Here is a 19,066-nt window from a genome sequence, read left to right on the forward strand (position 1 = left end):
CTGTGACCATATCGACCGACCGGTCGGACGGCAACTGCGGCGACAGGGCTGACAGCCTGTATCAGCGACTTGTCAGCGCGCTCATCCAGGGTGAATCCCATGACGAACCACGCGCACACCGTCACGGCGCTGCCCGCGGCCCGCACCCCCGGATGCCCCTTCAACCCGCCCCGGGAGCTGTCGCAGGCGCACGAGCACGGCCCCATCAGCCGGCTCCCCTTCCCCGGCGGGCACGACGGCTGGCTCATCACCGGCCATCAGCTGGCCCGCTCGGTCCTGGGCGACCCCCGCTTCAGCTCCCGCCAGGAACTGATGCGCTCCCCGTTCATCGACATGGGCGACAGCCCGACGCCCCCGGCGCCGCCCGGCATCTTCATCATGATGGACGGAGGGGACCATGGGCGGTACCGCAAGCTGCTGGCGGGCAAGTTCACCGTCCGCCGGATGCGCCTGCTCACCGAACGCGTCGAGCAGGTCACGGCCGAACGCCTCGACGCCATGGCCGCCGCCGGCCCTCCGGCCGACCTCGTCGGCGCGTTCGCCCAGCCGATTCCGGCGATCATGATCTGCGAGCTCCTGGGCGTCCCCGCCACGGACCGCCCCTTCTTCCAGGAACACGTCGCGACCCTGTTCGACGAGGACGCCCCGGAGGAGGAGCGCTACGCGAGCCACGCCGCGGTGCACGGCTACATCGCCACCCTCGTCTCCGCCAAGCGCGCCGCCCCGACCGATGACGTGCTCAGCGACCTGACCGGCACCGACCTGTCCGAAGCCGAGCTCATCGGCGCCGCGGGACTCCTGCTGGCGGCGGGCATGGACACCACCTCGAACATGCTCTCGCTGGGCACCTTCGCCCTGCTGAGCAATCCCGGCCAGGTGGCCATGCTGCGCGACGCCCCCGACCAGTGCGTCGAGGAACTGCTGCGCTACCTCAGCGTCGTGCACAGGCGGCCACGGGTGGCCCTGGAGGACGTCGAGCTGGCCGGCCACACCGTCAAGGCCGGCGACCAGGTGATCCTGGCGCTCAACACCGCCAACCGCGACCCCGGACGCTTCGACGCCCCCGACGCCCTCGACGCCGGCCGATCCGCCATCGGCCACCTGGCCTTCGGCCACGGGGTCCACCAATGCCTCGGCCAGCAACTCGCCCGCGTGGAACTCCGCACCGCCTATCCGGCCCTGTTCGCCCGCTTCCCGTCCCTGCGGCTGGCCGTACCGGCCGAAGACATCGCCCTCCGGCCCGAAACCGGGGACGTCATCGGCGTCAAGACCCTCCCGGTCACCTGGGACGCGGGCGATCAGGGTCTGCATGCTCACGCCGCAGATCCTCGAGAAGCAGATGCAGAATCGCCTCCTCGTGGACGGGCCGGCTCACTGCCTCAGGCGTGAACATTCCCCCCGGTATGGGCTCTTCGCCGGTCACAGCGCAGTAGGTGGCCGCGTCGAACCGCCAGAGCTCCATCTCAGGCGCGACCGCCCGGATTTGATCGACGATGACGAAGCCCGCCTGATCGAAGTCGGCCCGTGCGCGGACAGCGCAACCCGCGGAAGCGAGCCCGCCTATGAGGCCCAGGGCAGCCGTGGTGGCGATGCCGTCGGTGCACACGAGGGGCGGGCACGCCGATCCGAGCTGATCGGCCGCCGTCTCGACGACGGCAGGGTTCTCGCAGACGAAGACTCCGAACGGGAACGCGGGTTCCCAGCCGCCGGTGAGCGAGCGTGCCGTCAGCCAGACGGGCTCGCCCGGTGTCGAAAGGGCGTGGGCGACGGCGGGCGCCGTCCCGGCCAGCGGAAGGTTCAGCACCAGGACCCGGGACGAGACCTCGTTGCACAGCACGCCGACGGCACGCCAGGCCGCCCGCCACGCGTGACCCGGGCGAGTGGGGCGCTCCAGCCCGTGAACGTCGGCGGCCAGGCGGGCGACGGCTCTTCCCAGCAGGCGATCGTGGTCGAGGGCATGCGCGTCACCGCACACCCGCGCGGCCAGGGCGGCCAGCCGCTGGGGCTCGGCGGGCAGCGCCAGCCACACCTCGACGACCCTTCGGACCAGGGCCAGAAGCGTACCGTCACCGGCGCGCGGCAGAACGGGATCGGCCAGCCAGGCAACCGGGGCGTCGCCGGAGCGCAGCAGAGCGCGGGCCTCCTCCAGTTCCTGCTCGGCCAGCGCCCCCATCCGGCGGCGCTCCTCACTGCGCGGAACGATCAAGCCGTACACGGACTCCGCCAAGCCCAGAGAGGTGAGTCCGTAGCGGGTCAGCGCCTCGGCCAGGTCGCGGAGGAGGACGGGACGGCCGGAAAGCGCCCACCGGACGCCGAGCAATCGGCCGACCTCCCGGCGTTCATCGTCATCGAGCGCGCACTTCAGGGTGCCGATCTCGGTGGACGCGCTCCGCAGCGCCCTTTCCCGCACCGCCGCGACCACCTTGGCCGGGCCGGGGCGCGCGACCCACTCCGCCAGGCCCGCCGGCAGCTCACCCGCCATCAGAACAGACCACCGTCCATCTGGCCCGCCTCGTCCTCCTGGCCGGCTCTGGCGACCATGGTGCCGTCCAGCTGCGTCCAGGTCCTGCCGCACCACAGGTACGGCATGGCGTCCACGCCCGGAACGTACCGCTGCCGGGAAAGATCGTAGACCGCGGCGGCCGGCACCGAGGCATACCGGCACCACTCGTCGTGGGCGGTGAGCATGACGTCCAGGTCGAGTTCCACGGTGAGCCCCATGAATCCGGCCTTGACCTCTCCATCGATGCCGGTCATCGCCTCGTCGAGCCAGATGACGCGCGGTGCTTCCGGAGCCGCGGCGTCGTAGGCCACCACCGCCGCCGCGAAGAGCGGCTGGGACAGCAGGACCACCTTCTCCCCTCCCGACTTCGAGCCGTGCCTGGCCGCGTCGAACGGGCGCCAGCGGGCACCGGCGGCGGGCCTGAACTCCAGACTCACCCGAAGCCATCTGCGATAGTCGAGCGCTGCCGCGAGATGTTCCTGCCAGTCGGCCACCCCTTCGGCCGCGGCGTCCTCCCTGGCCTGCTCGATGCGGTGCCGGAGAAACGCGCGCACCATGTCCTGCCGGTCTTCGGCGAGATGCTCGTATCCCTGGCGGAGAGCCTCGACCACCTGTCCCGCCGCGGCATCCGCCGAGTCCGCGTCCCAGCGCAGCCGCAGCGTGTGGCCCTGCCTGGTCGGATGGTGCGCCAGGCAGTCGTTGATCCGGGTGAAGACCGACTCGGTGTAGTCGAGACGCTCCTTGAGGTGCTCGATGAAGGTGGAACCGAGCAGCCTCGTCAGAACCCGCTGCTGCTCACTGTCGAACGTCTCCCGCTGCGTCCGGACCTGGTCCGCGAGCGCCGCTGCCGCGCGGTCGGGCCGCAGCCAGCCGTTCACGGAATCGATCAGGACCTCGACGGCGGGGAGTGTGTCCTCGTCGTCGTCCTCGCGCACATGGAGGTCTCTCGTGGGCAGCAGGCGTTGGCGAGCCTCCTGCAGACCCTCGTAGCATCGCCGCCAGGAGCGCTCCACGTCGTCGGCGCCGGCCGGGGCCAGCTTCTTACGGGCCTCGATCGCCGCCTCCAGCGTCGGTTTGACCGCGCGGGATTGCGGCACCGTGAGGCGGAGCACCGCGGCGAGTCCATCGTCTGCGGCCCGCCACCATGCGGCACTGGCCGTGTCTCGTGCCTTCTCGGCCTGGTTTCGCGCCGTCTCGTGGGCGTCAAGGACAGACTGCGCCCTGCTCTCCTTGATCTTCAGTTCGGTGACCGTGTCGCTGAGCCGGTCTGTCTCGCCCTGCAGGCGTTCCACCGCCTGGTCGAGGTCGTCCTTGCGGAGGAGCTGGGTCCGGGCGTCCGCGCTCAGTGACGCGGCCGCGGCTTTCGCCCGGACGGCCGCCTCCCACGCCTTGGCCTGTCTCCGGCCCACCTCGGTCTCGGCATCGGCCTGCGCATCGGCGGCCTCCTCGAGCGCATCGCGTGCGCCCGTTTCGTACTCCTCCTCGGCACGCAGCAGGATCAGCGCGCCGTCCAGGCGCTCGACACCGGTGAGGTAGGCGTCGAGCGCAAGCCGTACCTCGGCGAGCTGATCCAGGGGGAACGCGTGCGCCGCGGCGTAATCCGACGCCCGCGCCCGCGCCCTGTCCTGTCTCTTGATCGCCTCGGTGTGTTCGCCGGCCGCCTTCTCGAGATTGGCGACGGCGGTGCCGTGCGCCCGGGAAGCGGCCGCGACGCGGGCGACAGCGTCTCGTACGGCCTGCTCCTCGCTCCTGGGGACGGCGTGGCGGGCACGGGCGAGCCCGTCGAGTGCGGCTGCGACTTCCTCCAGCCACCCGTCGATCGTGGCGAGGTCGCGCGAGAGCCCGGCGAGCTCCTTCTGCAGGTCCCGGAGCCGCCGCTGCCGGGCTCGCTCGCGAGCGGCCGCGCCCAGATAGGACGCGGGCCCGCGGGGTTCGGCTCGGCCGGTGAGCGGCCCCATCCGCCACGTGCCGTCGGCCGCGAGCCACGCCGATGACTCGGATGCCGCCTCCGGCCGCTCCGTGTACCACCCGATCCCGGCCAGGACGGAGGCCACGCGATCGGTGGAGAGCCCGGCGCCGGCCACGGGCTCCAGGATGTCCGCGAGCGAAGCCGGGTGTGTCTCACCCTCGAGGAGGAACACGTCCGCCTCGTCGAGAACGAGCCGTCCGTCAGCCATGACCCAGGCGTCGAGCAGGCCCGCAGCGGCCAACGTGGCTTCGAGGCCGGCGAGGGCGTCCAGGCCGAGAGCGGGGCCGGGGTCGACGCACCGCCACAGCGGCGAACCGGGGACGGCCTCACGCTCGCGCCTGCGCCACAGTGCCGGACCAGGCGGAGGGGCCTCCACGGCGGCGCTCACCGTTGCCCGTTCAGCCTCGGCCGCCTGCCGCCGTTCCTCCAGGGGACGCCGCTCTCCCCGCAGGTCCTCGCGCTGGTCGCGCAGCAGGTTCTCGGCTTCGGACACGTACGCGGCGAGCGCGTCGGCGAGGGAGGCCGGGCGTTGCGCATCAGGCGTGGCCAGTGCTCTCACCGCGGCCCGCCAGCGGAGAAGCAGGTCGTCGCCGGGTGTCTCGGTCAACGCGGCGATCCACGCCTCCAGCCGAGATTCCAGTTCGCCGATCAGGTCGCGCGCCGCGTCCTCCGCCGCGCCCGCCTCCTTCTCCGCGTCGCTCTCCTCCTCCTCACGGAGCTTCACCACGCCGCCCGCCCGGTCGGTTTCCCGTTCTGCCGACTCCCATCGCGTCCGCAGTTCCGTGAGGTGTCCGAGCCGTTCCACACGGCCGGCGTGGGCTGAGCGCAGGGCGTCGACGTCGGAGGGCAGGTGCGCGTCGGCGGCCCGTTGTAACCCTGCGGTCCCGGCCTTCTCCCGGACGGCTCGCGCCCGATCGTCAACGGCCCGCTTCGCTTCCCGCGCTTTCGCGCTCACGGAACGGAGCACCGTTTCGGCTTTGCCGCGGGCCTTCTCGGCGGAGTCGAGCGTCTTCTTCGCCTGGGCGGCCGCCTCTTGTTCCCGATCAGCGGCTCGGCGCAGACCTTCGACGCGGTGTGCGGCGCCGGCGGCTTCCTGGTATGCCTGAGATTCGATCAGCTCACGCACCTCTACCCGGCGCTCGGCGAGGGTGCGTTTGGTGAGGCGGTGCGCCTGTTCGTTCTCGCGGCACTCGTCACGGGCGGACCTGAGATCCTCCTCGGCCTTCTTCCTGTCACGGGTGGTGTTGTCGAGCTGGGTGGTCGCCGACGTCAACCGGTCGGCGCGTGCACGCACGAGAGCCCGGACCCAGGGCAGCCAGCTCCGCCGTACGAACGAAGCCACCTGTGTGGCGGCTTCCTCCAGTTGCTCCACTCCCGTCCGCAACTGCTCCAACCGGTCCCATCCGTCCACGAGCTGGGTCACTTCGGCGGTGGCGAGCTCGGGAAGGGCGTCGCGGAGCGTCCGCTCCAGTTCGCGAGGGTTGAGTCGCTCTCCGAGCTTGGGCCGGCGAAGCTGTTTGAGCAGCTCGGTGAGGTTGTCGTACGCACCGCGGTCGAGCCCGAACAACCTCCGGGACAGCTCCTGCCGGTACGACTCGGCGCTCTCGAACACCTGCACGTGCTCCGCCTTGCGCAGCTCCTTCTCGTCGAGCGGGCCGGCGGGGGGTGCCAGCACCAGATCGGCCCCGACCCTTCTGCCCGTGATGAACAGCCAGCGACGGGTCGCCTCCGTGCCGGAGCCCCTGCGGGCCGACGCGCCCAGCCCGCAGACGACGAAGCGGGGCTGACCGTGTTCGTCGAGGCGGCCGAACTCGGCCCACGCGTACCCCAGGCCGGTGTCGGCCGCCGGCCGGGGATCGTCCTCCTCTCCGGAGGGGAGAAGGTTGTAGCGCATGGTCCGGTGCCGTGAGCCGAAGGGATCGAGCACAGACGGGGAGATCTCACCGCGCAGCAGCATAAACGTGGTCAGCTCCAGGATTTTGGTCTTGCCGGTGCCGTTGCCACCGCGCAGCACGAGCCTTCCGTCCGCGAACCAGAACTCCGCGTCGTCGTACTCCCACAGGTTGACCACTCCGACGCGCAGCGGCTGCCACCGCCGCCGGGCCGGCTCGGGGGCGCCGCCGGTGCGCGCGGCGGCGAGCCACTGCTCCGGCGTCATCCCCCTGCTCGTTCCAGGTTCCGCGACGGTCATTCCGAGTCACCACCGCCATCCGGGTCAAGGCGCTGCTGCGCCGCGACGACCTCCGGCCCGCGAAAGCGCGCGGCGGGGGGCATCACGCGCCACCTGCCTGCCTCCCCGCCTTCCTCCACGCGGCGGATCAGGTCCAGCTCCTGCAACAGCAGGATCGCGGCGTCGGCAAGCTGAGCGGGCTCCTCTCTGAACGCGGTGGTCATGGCCTTGGGATACCGGGTGCGGACCGTCTCGGCGGCTGCGACGATCGTGCCGAGATCCGCGGAATCGAGCTCCTCTGAGAGGAGGGAGTCAAGGACGAGCAGAGCGCCGAAGTGATCGGCGCGGAGCTGAGGAAAGGGGCGGTCGGTCCCGGAGTCTTCAGGCGGTATCAGGGCGAGTCCCTCGCGACGCTGTTCGACCGCCCAGCCGGTCATCTCCCGGCACCATTCCAGCAACCTGTGGCGCTGGGAGGCCAGATAGGTCCTCTCGTCCTCGGTGAGGTCCTCCAGCAGGCACACCGGAAGCTCGATCAGCCGCCGCATCACGGTGAACCGGCGGTGATGGATCTGCTGATGGTCGTGGTAGGCCCGTCGTCCGACGGCGGCGGCCAGCGCCCTCGCATCGACCAGACGCAGCAGTGTCTCCCTGTCGACGCGGTAAGCACCGCCGATGGCGTCCTGACGCCGCGTCCAGCCGGTCAGCATCTCCTCACCCGTACGCTTCGTGGGGCGCAGCGCGCCGAGCTCGGCGAGAATGAGGACCGAACGGATGAAGAGCTGCCGTTCGGTGAATCGATCCGAATCGTAGGGCGCGACCCGGACCTGATCCTGGCTGGACAGCGTACGCACCCGGTCCGACAGTTCCTGGACGGTGGTCAGCTCCTCGGTGTCCTCCGCACAGGCCGCCGCCAGCAAGGCCAGAACCAGAACGCGGCGCGACGGCGGCCGGACCCTGCGCGGCGCGACGACCTCCCCGTTCACGGGCAGGCGATAGACCCGGACAGCGGATTCGGTCACGACGAGCTGGTAGCCGAGACGCTCCCAGAACCATTCCGTGAGAATCAGCCGATGCTTACGGACCTGCTGCCAGAGGCGGGGGTCGCCGTCTCTGCTGACGCTCGGAGCGGCGAGCAACGACGCGAAGGCGCTCTGGCGTTCGTCTCTGTCGATCCCCCTCCTCACGCCACCCACTCCAGCTCGAAATGCCAGTCCACCGTCACCATGCGGCCATCCGGGCCGTTCAGCGTGGCCGTGGCGCTTCTCTCCGAAGGCTCCCGGATGCGCACCAGCCAGCGACCGTCCTCGGTCAGCGCCTCATAGGCGTTTCCGCGTCCCGGCTCTTTTGGACCTGCGCGGCGTGCCGTACCTAGCAAATCCAAGAGCAGGTCGAATTCCGCACGGCCGAGGTCTGGCCACTCCGACAGCCTGGTGCCGGAGCGCTGCCGCAGCGCCGCCTCGGCCTGCGCCCGTTCGGCGAGGCCGGCCAGTCTCGCCTGACGGGCCGCCGACCGCCCCTTGGAGAAGTCGGCGCGTTTCGGCCGCCGTCCCGTCATCGCGCGCGGGCCCTGCTCGCGATATCGCGCCGTCACGGGTACGGCCGGCGCCTCCTCCCAGGACAGGCCGTCATCCTCGGCTCTGCCCGGAGTGAGCAGCAGATGGCGTGCCGGGAATCCGCCGACCGCGGTGTCCCAGATCCGCCAGGCATCCTCGTCGTCCGCCGCGCTTTCGATCGCGACCGCGAGCCCGATCAGCTCGGCGCTTCGGGTGACCGCGCCACCCGCGTCCATGAGCATTCTCGTGTTGCGCGCCCACGGGGTCACGACGTCGCGCAACTGCCGCCGCAGCCGCCTCGCTTGCCCGTCCGGACCGCCGAACCATTCCCGGAGCGCCTCCCATGTCTGCGCCCACCGATCGGCTTGAGCGGTGATCACGCTGTCGGCGGCGTCCTCGGACAGAGCGCCAAGGGCACAGGCGCGCCATCCGCCCGGCGACAGGTCCGGCGTGACCTCCGACAACAGCTTCGCGATCTGCGGGCTGAAAATGTCCACCTGCTCGCCCCACATCGAGATGTAGGCGCGCAGCGTCCGCCATACCAGTTCCTGTTTCGCCTCGTCCGGCACGCCGGACAGATTGTGTGCCAGAACGCGTTGCCAGGAGCGCGCCGCGCGCGCCATCGCGTGATGCAGCGCGATGATCTGCTGGTACTCGCCGGCCGCCACGGGGAAATGTTTGTCGCGAATCGCCGCGGCGAACGCGATCAGACGGTCGTGAATGGCTCGTGGCGCGAGCGTCAGATCGCCCGCCTCCTCTTCGGCCTCATCGGCAGCCAGCCAGAACGCATGCAGCCTGGCCGCCAGTGGTGTCAATTGATAGCGGTCGCGCCGCCGCAGAAAGTCTTCGCCGGTGCGCGCCGGCTCCTGCCAGCGAGTGATCACGCCCCACGAAACCAGCCGGGACAGTCTGGCCTCCACGACGAACGCGGAATCGTCGAGCAGGCGATCCGCCGTCTCGGTGGCGAGAATGCCGCGTATACGCCGCCGCACGGCTTGGTCGACTCCGTCGAAACTCATTCCCGTCAGTGTGGTGTCCTGCGCGGCCAGGAGAACGTCGACAATGACCCGGTATTGAGACGCGTACTTGGCGACCAGATACGCAGGAATCAGCGACTGGCCCGGGAGGACAGCCGCCCATGTATCGACAACGTCTGACTGTTCAGGTAGTTCGTCCGATATATCCCGGTTATCGTTCGACGCCACGCTACGATCATCCCCGCCGAAGCTTCTTCTGCCACCCTTTTCTCCTATCTGCCTTAACGCGGCGCCGGTGCGCACACATCGGCTCCCGCGGGTTGAATGGCTGGCATGACAGACGATCTCCGTGTGGGACTGGCGGGTTACGGGGTCGCGGGCCGGACCTTCCACGCCCCTCTGATCGAGAGCACTCCCGGTCTGTCGCTGGCCGCCGTCGTGACGAGGTCCGCCGAGCGGCGTTCCGCCCTGCGGGGGGAACGGCCGGGCGTTCCGGCCCTGGACTCGCTGGACGACCTGCTGCGCTCCGGCCCCGATGTCGTGGTGCTGGCGACCCCCAGCGAGACCCACGTGCCGTACGCACTGGCCTGCGTCGAGGCCGGCGTCCCGGTCGTGGTGGACAAGCCGTTCGCGCCGTCCCCGGAGCAGGCCCGCCGCGTGATGGACGCCGCGCGGGCGAGGTCGGTCCCGGTGACCGTCTTCCAGAACCGCCGCTGGGACGGCGACTATCTGACCGTGCGGCGGCTGCTCGCCGGCAACGCCCTCGGCAGGGTGCACAGGTTCGAGTCGAGGTGGGAGTTCGCGGCCGACGTCGATCCGGCCAGGCCGGGCGGCGGTCTCCTGTCGGAGCTGGGCGTGCACCTGATCGACCAGGCGGTGCAGGCGTTCGGCCCGGCCGGAGGCGTCTACGCGGAGCTGGCTTCGCGGCGGCCGCGAGCTGCGGCCGACGACGACGTCTTCGTCGCCATGACGCACCGGAGCGGAGTCCTGTCCCATCTGTGGGCCGGCGCCGCGGTTCACGAGCCGGGGCCGAGGTTCCGGGTCGTCGGCGAGGAGGGCTGCTTCGTCATCGAGGGGCTCGACGGGCAGGAGGACGCGCTCGCCTCCGGCGCCGTGCCGGGAGGCGCGGGCTGGGGCGTGGCCCCGGAGAGCGGCTGGGGACGGCTGGTCACCCGCGAAGGCAGCCGGTCGATCCCCACCGAGCCCGGCGCGTACCAGGTGTTCTACCAGCGGCTGGAGGCGGCGCTGCGGACCGGCGGGGACGTGCCCGTCGACCCGCGTTCCACCGTGGACACGCTGGCGGTGATCGAGGCGGCCGTGCGGTCAGCGCGCACGGGGCAGGTCGTCCCGCTGATCTGAGCGCAGGCCGTACAGCTCGTCGCGGGCGTGGTCCAGGGCGGTCGAGACCGCGCCCGTGAGAACCGCGTCGTCCGTGAGCTCGCTGACCCGGATCTGGGCGGGAACCGGGCTGCGCCGGGCGACAGCCGTACCGACCCTGGAGGCGAGCTCGGCGCCGCCCGCACGGCCGATCTCCCCGCCCAGCACGACGCAGCCGGGATCCAGCACCAGGCACAACGCGAGCACGCCGTCGGCGATGACGCCGGCGAGCTCGTCCAGCAGCGGCAGCCCTTCGCGCGCCGCGTGCGCGACCGCGCTCGCGGCCATGTGTACGGCGCTGCCCCCGGGCAGGTCGAGCCCGTGGCGACGAGCCAAGTCGCACACCGGTGCGGCTCCGATCAGCCCGTGAAGGCCGGGCAGCCGTGACGGCGGCGCGTGCACCGGTTCGGGAACGGCGAGGAAGCCGACCTCCCCCGCGCCGCCTGACTCCCCGCGGCGCAGCCTGCCGTCCAGGATCAGGCCGGCGCCGACGCCCTGCCCGATCCACAGCAGCGCGAACGTCTGCCGGTCCCGGGCCGCGCCGAGACGGTGCTCGGCGATGGCCGCGAGGTTCACCTCGTTCTCGATCAGCACCGTGGCCGCGAAGCCGGCGCGGAGCGTGGCGACGAGCTGGGCGTGCCACTCGGGCGGCCAGCCGGTGGAGCGCAGTGTGCCGGTGGCCGGTTCGACCACGCCGGGCGCGCCGACGGCGATGCTGTTCGGCTCCTGGTCGAAGGACTGGCGGGAGATCCGCCGCACGGCCTGGACGACCTGGCCGATGAAGGCGGCCGGATCCTCGCCGGGGCCGATGGCCAGCCGGGTGCCGGGCAGGCGGTTGCCCGCCACGTCGGCCGCGCCGATCGAGATGGAGTCGCTTCTGGCGTCCAGCCCGATGACGTGCGCGTGCCCGGGGCGTAGCTGGTAGAGGCGGGCGTTGGGCCCGGGCTGCACGGCGTCGGAGGAGCCGCGTACCTCGATCAGCCCGTCCTGCTGCAGGCGTGCGAGCAGGTCGGAGATCGTCGCCCTGGACAGGCCGGTCAGGCTTCTCAGCTGCGCGGCCGTCAGCGGGCCCTGCCGCTGGAGGAGGTCCAGCGCGAGCCGGTTGTTGATGGTCCTGGCGATGCGAGGCGTCGCACTGGTGATCTCGCTGCTCATGTCCGTCTTTCTCTGGCTGCGGCCTATTTGTTCGGCTAGTAGCCTGATAGATTCCATTCTGTCATGAACGAGATCAGGCGTGCCCGTCTCGCCGTCACCGTGATCTTCGCCGTCCATGGCGCCGGCCTGGGAGCCTTCGCCACGCGGATCCCGTGGATCCAGGACCGGCTCGAGCTCGGCCCCGCCGCGCTCGGCGCCGCGCTGGTGGCGCCGGCGATCTCGGCCTGCTTCGCGATGCCCATGGCCGGACGCGTCATGCGCCGCCTCGGCAGCCGCCGCGCCCTGCTCGTCATGACCGTGGCGCTGAGCCTCACCGTCGTCCTGCCCGTCATGGCCCCCTCTCTGCCTCTGCTGTGGGTGGCCCTGCTCACGTACGGCGCGGCCGGCGGCATCACCGACGTCGCCATGAACGCCAACGGCGTCGGGGTCGAGCAGCGTGCCGGCCGCTCCATCATGTCCGGTCTCCATGGGGCGTGGAGCGCGGGCGGGCTGATCGGATCGGGCCTGGGAGCCCTGGCGGCCGCCGCCGCTCTGGACGCGCGCCTCCATCTGGGGCTGATGGCGGTCCTCCTGATCCTGGTGGCGGCGCTGAGCTGCCGCCACCTCCTGGACGTGGGAGCAGGCGGCGGCTCGGCGGTGGCGGCGCGCGGCGGATTCGCCTGGCCGGCTCGGGCGGTCGTCGCGATCGGCCTGGTCGGCTTCTGCGCCCAGTTCGCGCAGGGCGCGGCCGGCAACTGGAGCGCCATCTACCTGGAGGACATCGCCGGCGCCTCGCCGGGGATCGCGGCCGCGAGCTTCACGGCGTTCAGCTTCACGATGGGGGCGGCGCGCGTGTGCGGCGACCTGGTGGTCAGGCGCTGGGGACCGGTCCGCACGGTGCGCGGCTGCGGGATCGTCTCGGTGGCCGGCGGCGTGCTCATCGTGATCGGCCGCGACCCGGTGCCGGTCATCGCCGGTTTCGCGCTGCTGGGCGTCGGCATCGCCGTCATCGTCCCGCTGGCCTTCGCCACGGCGGGCCGGCGCGGCGAGGATCCCAACACGTCGATCGCGAGCGTGGCGACCGTCACGTACCTGTCCAATCTCATCGCGCCGGCCGCGGTCGGCGCGATCGCCGGGATCACGTCGCTGCCGGTGGCCTTCATCCTGATCACGGTGCTGGGGGGCTGCGTGGCCGCAGGCGCCTCGGCGTTCCGCGCCCCGGTCGCCGCACGGCCTCAGGCCCTGACCTCAAGAGAGGGGAAGAGCGGGTGAGAGAGGTGGCGTCGGCTCAGGAGAGGATACGGCGCGGCAATCTCGCCGCCGTGCTCAAGCACGTGCATCTGCAGGGGTCGGCCACCCGCGCCATCCTGGCGGACCGGCTCCACCTCAATCGCAGCACGATCCTCACGCTGACCGGGGAGCTCACGCAAGCCGGCCTGGTGCGCGAGGAGACTCCCCGCCGCCGCGCGTCGCGAGCGGGCCGGCCGTCCTTCGTCGTGCTCCCGGGCTCCGGCGCGTACGTGCTGGCCTTCGACCTGCGCCCGGACGGCCTGTCCGCGGCCCGGGTGGCGCTCGGGGGCCGGGTGCTCGAGCGCCGCGAGGTCGCGATCGACAGCCGCGCCGAGGCCACGGCATGGCAGATCGTCCGGGTCGGCTCGGCTCTCGTGCGCGAAGCGAGCCGGGGAAGCGTCTGCGTGGGCGCCGGGGTCTCGGTCCCGCCGCCCGCGCGCGCGGTGGCCGGGGCCGGCGCCGCGGCCCGCGAGAACCTGCTGGGCGCGGTCCGGGCGGCGCGCCGGGCCGAGCCGTACCGGAACCGGCCCTTTCTGATCGGCCACGACGTCAACCTCGCGGTGACCGCCGAGCACAGGCGCGGCGCCGGGATCGGCCGCCAGAATCTCATCTACCTGCAGAGCAGGGACGGGCTTCGCGGCGGGGTCGTGATCGGCGGGGCCCCGATCGGAGGCGACGAGGGGTACGGGGTCGACCTCGGCCATCTGATCGTCACCCCTGACGGGCACGCCTGCCGCTGCGGCTCACGTGGCTGCCTCGAAGCCGAGCTGGGCCGCGGCGACGGGACATCGGCCCGGCGCGTGCTGGAGGCCGGGCTGGCGAAGCTGCGCGTGCTCTTCGCGCCGGAGCTGATCGTCTTCGGAGGGAGCCTGCGCGCGCTCAACACCCCGCCGGCCGGCCGATGCCACGGGATCCAGCTCGTCAACGCGGCGCTGGGTGACGACGCCATTCTGGTCGGCACCGCGGAACTGGCCTTTTCCGCACTGCTCGCGGACCCGATTGGAGTGATCGATAACCTGCCGTAAACAGTTGAAAATTTTGGTTCGGCTTCTTGACAGTCATGAGTCTGGACTCACATGATTGTTGTCCGAGCCGACCTAAGGATCCCATGGTGGTTTACACGGGTATCGCCTGGACGGGTGACGGCTACGAAATCAGCGTCATTGATCGGTCCGGCACGCGGAAAATGCCCGACCAACGATTCGGGGCCGCTGACCTGCTCGTTCTATTCGAGTACATCTTCGCACTCCAGAGCCCCACAGTGGTGGTGGACAGCAGTAACGGAATGCTGGACGGAACCATGCTGGCGGCCGGGCTCACGGTTTATCGGGCCGACCCCTGGACGCTGGGCGCCGCACCGGAATTCGGGTCGGTCAGCGCATTTTCCCTCGCCGAAACCGCGCGCGCGAACTTACCGAAACTGGTGCGCCTGGAATTAGCGTCGGGAAGTCTGACAGGCCGCCTCGCGGAAGTCGAAAAGGGAATTCTGGAAGCCAGGATTACCGAAAGGGAGTTGACCGAGGCCGGGCATTGCATAAGCCACGGCAGAAGGGACCTGCGCCGGATCGCGCTGACCTTCGACGACGGCCCCCACCCCCTCTACACCGGGCAGGTGCTGGACACGCTCCAGCGCTACGGCATCCCCGCGACCTTCTTCTGCGTGGGGCTGCACGCCAGCGGCCTGCCCGGCCTGGTCACCCGCATCGGCGAGGCGGGTCACGAGCTGGGCAACCACACCTGGTCCCACGCCTTCCTCCCCGACCTGAGCAGGCGTCAGCTCGCCACCCAGGTCGAACGCACCGCCGAGTGCCTGACCGGGCGGGGGGCACGGTCGTGGTTCAGGCCGCCGTACGGCTCGCGCTCCTCGGTGATCCTTTCCTGGCTCGTGGGCCTGAAGCTCACCACCGTCCTGTGGGACGTCGAGCCCTTCGACTGGGCCATGCCCGGCGCCGGCGTGATCGCCGCCCGCGTCCTGGCCGACACGCGGCCGGGTTCCATCCTGCTGCTGCACGACGGCGGCGGCGACCGCTCCCAGACGGTCGCCGCGCTCCCCCAGATCATCGAGGGCCTGCTCAGCCAGGACTACGAATTCGTCACGGTCAGCAGCTTGACGACCGCCTAAAAGGAGGCTTGCCTTGACCGGCCGTATGGACGAACAGATTCTCCACTCCGAACCCGAGGTCGGGCCGAGCACGCTCCGGCGTATCGTCGCGGCCTGGCCACGGCGGGCGACGATCCGGACGGACATGGCCGGTTTCATGGAGCCCGCCCCCTACGCGGAGGATCTCGACGACTACCCCGCGCACCTGATCCCGTTCGGCGGGCACCCGCGCTTCGCCGAAGCTCCCGAAGCCAAGCGCAGGCTGGTGAACACCCTGGCCTGGCAGGCATTCAACGCGCGGGTGATCGCCGCGGAGGAGCACGTGGCGAATCCGACGTTCGAGATGCTCGCGCACGGGGTGTTTCCCGGTGTCGACCGGTATGAGGTCAAGGAGGCGATCCAGCAGTCGCACATCGACGAGGTCTGGCATACCTACATGCACATGACGGCGATGAAACGGACCGAGGAGGCCCGCGGCCTGACCACCGAACCCGACTACTCGCACCCGGTCACCAACCGGCGCCTTCACCGGCTGAGCGCCGAGCGCAGCGAGAAGTGGGAGCGCGACCTGCTGTTCCTGCTCTGGACGGTGGTCGGCGAGGTGAGCATCAACAACTTCCTCGAGCTGCTGGCGCGCGATCGCACGATCCAGCCGATGCACGCGCTGGTGGCCAGGCTTCACGCCAGGGACGAGGCCGCGCACGGGCCGATCCTGGCGGAGGTGATGAAGGACGTGTTCGTCCACCTGAACAAGGAGCAGCGGGAGCTGTTCATCCGCACGCTGCCCGAGGCGATCGTGGCCTTCGGCGCCGAGGACTACAAGCTGTGGCCCGAGATCCTCTCCTTCGCCGGCGTCGGCCACGCCGACGAGATCATCGCCGACACCCGGCGATCCTCGGACTCCGAGCTGCTGCTCACCGACTTCTCCACGGTGGAGCGGCTGGTCTGCGACCTCGAGATCGAAGACCGCGTCGACTACGACTTCGCCCGCCGATAAGCCTTCGCACGGGGGACAGCTTCATGATTCTCACCGGTCCGGAGATCATCGAAGCGTCGGCCGACGGCCGTATCGCGATCTCTCCGTTCCATGCCGACCAGGTCAATCCCAACAGCTACAACGTCTGCCTGGGCGACAGCCTCGTCACCTATTCCGGCGACGTCATCGACCCCTATCTGCCCAATCCCACCGAGACCATCACGATGGACGGCGGCGGCCACGTGCTCCGGCCCGACCAGCTCTACCTCGGTCACACGATCGAGAGGATCGGCTCCGACGTCTACGTCCCGCTCCTGTTCGGGCGCTCGTCCGTGGGGCGGCTGGGCCTGTTCGTCGAGATCACCGCGCCCATCGGCGACATCGGCTTCCACGGGCAGTGGACGCTGATGCTCTCCCCCGTCCGCCCGCTGAAGGTCTATCCCGGGATGAAGATCGGGCAGATCATGTTCTTCGTGTCCGTCGGCGAGATCGATCTGTACACCGGCAAGTACCAGAGCTCCCAAGGCCCTCAGGAGTCGCGCTACTGGCGCGACAGGGGCGCCCGCGCGACCACGCAGGTGGCCGCGCTGTGATCCTCACCCGGCGGGCCATCGTCTTCGCCGTCGAGCGCGGCGACATCGTCATCGAGCCCTTCCACCCCGAGCGGGTCTCCCCCAACGCCTACGACTGGCGTCTCGGCGACCACCTTCGCATGTGCGACGCCGAACTGGACGCGGCGGTGCCCGTGGAGTTCACCGAGCTGGCCATTCCGCCCGAAGGGCTGGTCCTGCTGCCCGGCAGGCTCTACCTCGGGTTCACCCATGAGCGCACGCACACGGAGAGATTCGCACAGATGATCAACGGCGACCGTTCCGTGGGCGCGCTGGGAATATGGGTGCACGTCTCGGCCCCGCTCGGGCACATGGGGCACGCCATTCAGTGGACCCTGGAGATCAGGGTCGCCCGGCCCGTCCGCGTCTATCCGCGGATGACCTTCGGGAAGATCATCTTCATCGCCGGGTTCGGCCGGCAGGCGAGCTACCAGCAGATGGGGCTGAAGTACACGCGGACCACCGGCATCGACCACTCCCGTCTGCACGAGGAGTTCAATTGACCATCCTCACCGGAGTCGACCTGCCGCTGGGCAGCCGGGGCGGCAGCGTCGAACTCCTCCGGGACCTGTACCTGGATCCCGCCGCTCCGCTGAAGGCCGACGCGTTCATGCTGACCGGCGGGGGCCGCGCTCAGCCCGACGGCCCGATCCTGCTCGACGTCGCCGGCAAACAGCTCGCCGGAGAGGGCTTCTGGGCCTACGTCAAGGATCTGGCCCGCGCCATCGAGCGCCGCTTCCCGCAGGACCGCTACGACCTCCTCCACCTGCAGCACCTGGCCTTCGGCGCGACCCCCGCACTCCTGCGCGCCTTCCCCGGCCATCCGCGCCTGGCACTCGTCCACGGGACCGACCTCATCTTCGCCGCCGACCACCCCACCCAGCTCCAGGTCCTGCGGGACAGCGCCCGCGCCGCCGACGCGATCGTGGTGCCCACGGCCGCGATGGCGGACCACCTGCGGCGCCTGGTGAACGTCGAAGCCGGCCGCATCGTCCACATCCCCTGGGGCGTTCCCGACCGCCTGCTCACCAGCCCGCCGCCACGAGGCGACCGGGCGGACGGCGAGGCCCTCCGGCTCCTGTACGCCGGCCGACTCGCCGCGGAGAAGGCGCCCCTGCCCCTGCTGCGGACGCTGGCGGACATGGACGGCGTCGTGCTGAGCGTCGCCGCGCCCGCCGCCGAGTACGCCGCGCTGGCGGCACGCGCCGACCTGTCGCGGGTGCGCTACCTGGGCTGGCTGCCCCGCCCGTCCCTGTGGGAGAACTTCGCCGGGCACGACCTGCTGATCGTGCCCTCGACCAGGCTGGAGGCGTTCGGCCTGGTCGCCGTCGAGGCGCAGGCGTGCGGCCTGCCCGTCCTGTACCGGCCGGTCCCCGGCCTGGTGGAGGTGCTCGGCGAGTCCGCCATCGCGGTCGAGGCGTCCGGCTCCGTGCGGGCCGCGGCCGCCGCCGTCGCCCGGCTGCGCCGCGATCCCGGCGAACTGCGCCACTACCGCGGCGCCGGCCTCGCCAACGCGGCCCGCTTCCCTCTGTCCGGTACGGCACGCCGCCTCCACCGGCTTTCGAGAGAGCTGATCGGATGACCGCGCGCCCGCCCCGGCTGATCGCCACCGACCTCGACGGGACCCTGGTGCGCAGCGACGGGACGATCTCCGCCCGCACCCTGGCGGCCGTCGAGCGGGTTCTGCGGTCAGGGGCCGAACTGGTCTTCGTGACCGGCCGGCCACCTCGCAAGATGGACGACATCGGCCTGCTCTTCGGATCCTGCGGCACGGCGATCTGCTCCAACGGCGCCCTGGTCCACGACCTCGGCACCCGCCGTCCGGTCGCCGAGTACCCCATCGAGCCCGCGATCCTGGCCGAGGCCGCCCTGCGGCTGCGCGCCGCCGTACCGGAGATCGGGCTGGCCGTCGAGTACGCCACCGAGCTGGCCGGTGACGCGCTGTACGAGCCGTGGGAGTGGGACGCCGACGTCACCCTCCAGCGGCTCCCGGACGCGGCGCTCCTGGCCAGGCCCGCGCCCAAGCTGCTCGGCCGCCACCCTCGGCTGACGGCCGACCAGCTGCTGGATCTGGCCGCGCCGCACCTCGGCGACATCCTCACCGTCTACCACTCCAACGGCCTGCGGCTGGTCGAAGCCGTCGCCAAGGGCGTCAGCAAGGCCGCGGCGCTCACCCGCCTCGCCGCCGAGCGCGGCCTGTCCGCCGCGGACGTCGTGGCCTTCGGTGACATGCCCAACGACCTGCCCATGCTGAGCTGGTCCGGCCGCTCGTACGGCGTGGCCAACGCCCATCCCCGCGTACTCGGCGCGGTCGACCAGGTCATCGACGGCAACGACGACGACGGGGTCGCGAAGATCCTGGAACAGCTCTTCCCCATCGCGAGCAGCCCTACCGGATAAGGAGC

At 71.0% G+C, this 19,066-nt stretch carries 15 protein-coding genes; 10 read left to right on the forward strand and 5 right to left on the reverse strand.

What is annotated here, in order from left to right; translation table 11 throughout:
- The first annotated feature begins 99 nt into the window (after positions 1-99).
- Positions 100-1,389 (forward strand): cytochrome P450, encoded by a 1,290-nt coding sequence (locus tag FVE25_RS47690; protein ID WP_157254172.1) that lies wholly within the window; start codon positions 100-102, stop codon positions 1,387-1,389.
- Here FVE25_RS47690 and FVE25_RS47695 read toward each other — a convergent pair.
- The 4 genes from FVE25_RS47695 to FVE25_RS47710 are packed head-to-tail and all read right to left on the reverse strand — an operon-like array spanning position 1,280 to position 9,400.
- Positions 1,280-2,482, reverse strand: a complete 1,203-nt coding sequence (locus tag FVE25_RS47695) for a TIGR02679 domain-containing protein (RefSeq protein ID WP_157254173.1) — start codon at positions 2,480-2,482, stop codon at positions 1,280-1,282. The genes FVE25_RS47690 and FVE25_RS47695 overlap by 110 nt on opposite strands.
- Entirely contained in the window at positions 2,482-6,630 is a 4,149-nt protein-coding gene (locus FVE25_RS47700) for a TIGR02680 family protein (protein ID WP_157254174.1), read from the reverse strand. The genes FVE25_RS47695 and FVE25_RS47700 overlap by 1 nt, the downstream gene beginning before the upstream one ends.
- 29 nt (positions 6,631-6,659) lie before the next feature.
- Entirely contained in the window at positions 6,660-7,826 is a 1,167-nt protein-coding gene (locus tag FVE25_RS47705) for a TIGR02678 family protein (protein WP_219825977.1), read from the reverse strand.
- On the reverse strand, positions 7,823-9,400 hold the full coding sequence (locus FVE25_RS47710; RefSeq protein WP_157254175.1) for a DUF2397 domain-containing protein: 1,578 nt from the start codon (positions 9,398-9,400) through the stop codon (positions 7,823-7,825). Before FVE25_RS47710 ends, FVE25_RS47705 begins: the two co-directional genes overlap by 4 nt.
- 105 nt (positions 9,401-9,505) lie before the next feature.
- On the opposite strand from FVE25_RS47710, the gene FVE25_RS47715 reads away from it, so the two are divergent.
- Positions 9,506-10,531: a Gfo/Idh/MocA family oxidoreductase gene (locus FVE25_RS47715; protein ID WP_157254176.1), complete on the forward strand. Its 1,026-nt coding sequence runs from the start codon at positions 9,506-9,508 to the stop codon at positions 10,529-10,531.
- Here FVE25_RS47715 and FVE25_RS47720 read toward each other — a convergent pair.
- Entirely contained in the window at positions 10,496-11,704 is a 1,209-nt protein-coding gene (locus FVE25_RS47720) for an ROK family transcriptional regulator (RefSeq protein WP_157254177.1), read from the reverse strand. The genes FVE25_RS47715 and FVE25_RS47720 overlap by 36 nt on opposite strands.
- A gap of 63 nt (positions 11,705-11,767) precedes the next feature.
- Between FVE25_RS47720 and FVE25_RS47725 the strand changes: the two genes are divergently transcribed.
- The 8 genes from FVE25_RS47725 (at position 11,768) to FVE25_RS47755 (ending at position 19,061) form a co-directional block, all read left to right on the forward strand.
- Entirely contained in the window at positions 11,768-12,955 is a 1,188-nt protein-coding gene (locus tag FVE25_RS47725) for an MFS transporter (protein WP_157254178.1), read from the forward strand.
- Positions 12,952-13,998, forward strand: a complete 1,047-nt coding sequence (locus FVE25_RS47730; protein ID WP_157254179.1) for an ROK family transcriptional regulator — start codon at positions 12,952-12,954, stop codon at positions 13,996-13,998. The genes FVE25_RS47725 and FVE25_RS47730 overlap by 4 nt, the downstream gene beginning before the upstream one ends.
- A gap of 83 nt (positions 13,999-14,081) precedes the next feature.
- Entirely contained in the window at positions 14,082-15,095 is a 1,014-nt protein-coding gene (locus FVE25_RS47735; RefSeq protein ID WP_219825978.1) for a polysaccharide deacetylase family protein, read from the forward strand.
- A gap of 13 nt (positions 15,096-15,108) precedes the next feature.
- Complete coding sequence (locus tag FVE25_RS47740) at positions 15,109-16,071, forward strand: diiron oxygenase (RefSeq protein WP_219825979.1); 963 nt, start codon at positions 15,109-15,111, stop codon at positions 16,069-16,071.
- A gap of 23 nt (positions 16,072-16,094) precedes the next feature.
- Entirely contained in the window at positions 16,095-16,643 is a 549-nt protein-coding gene (locus FVE25_RS47745; protein ID WP_157254180.1) for a dCTP deaminase, read from the forward strand.
- On the forward strand, positions 16,640-17,164 hold the full coding sequence (locus tag FVE25_RS55910; protein WP_246268625.1) for a dCTP deaminase: 525 nt from the start codon (positions 16,640-16,642) through the stop codon (positions 17,162-17,164). The genes FVE25_RS47745 and FVE25_RS55910 overlap by 4 nt, the downstream gene beginning before the upstream one ends.
- Complete coding sequence (locus FVE25_RS47750) at positions 17,161-18,243, forward strand: glycosyltransferase family 4 protein (RefSeq protein ID WP_246268627.1); 1,083 nt, start codon at positions 17,161-17,163, stop codon at positions 18,241-18,243. The genes FVE25_RS55910 and FVE25_RS47750 overlap by 4 nt, the downstream gene beginning before the upstream one ends.
- The gene (locus FVE25_RS47755; protein ID WP_157254182.1) at positions 18,240-19,061 is read left to right on the forward strand and encodes an HAD family hydrolase; all 822 of its coding nucleotides are present in this window, start codon (positions 18,240-18,242) and stop codon (positions 19,059-19,061) included. The genes FVE25_RS47750 and FVE25_RS47755 overlap by 4 nt, the downstream gene beginning before the upstream one ends.
- The last annotated feature ends 5 nt before the right edge of the window (positions 19,062-19,066 follow it).

The organism is Nonomuraea typhae, assembly GCF_009760925.1.
Classification (GTDB): Bacteria; Actinomycetota; Actinomycetes; order Streptosporangiales; family Streptosporangiaceae; genus Nonomuraea; species Nonomuraea typhae.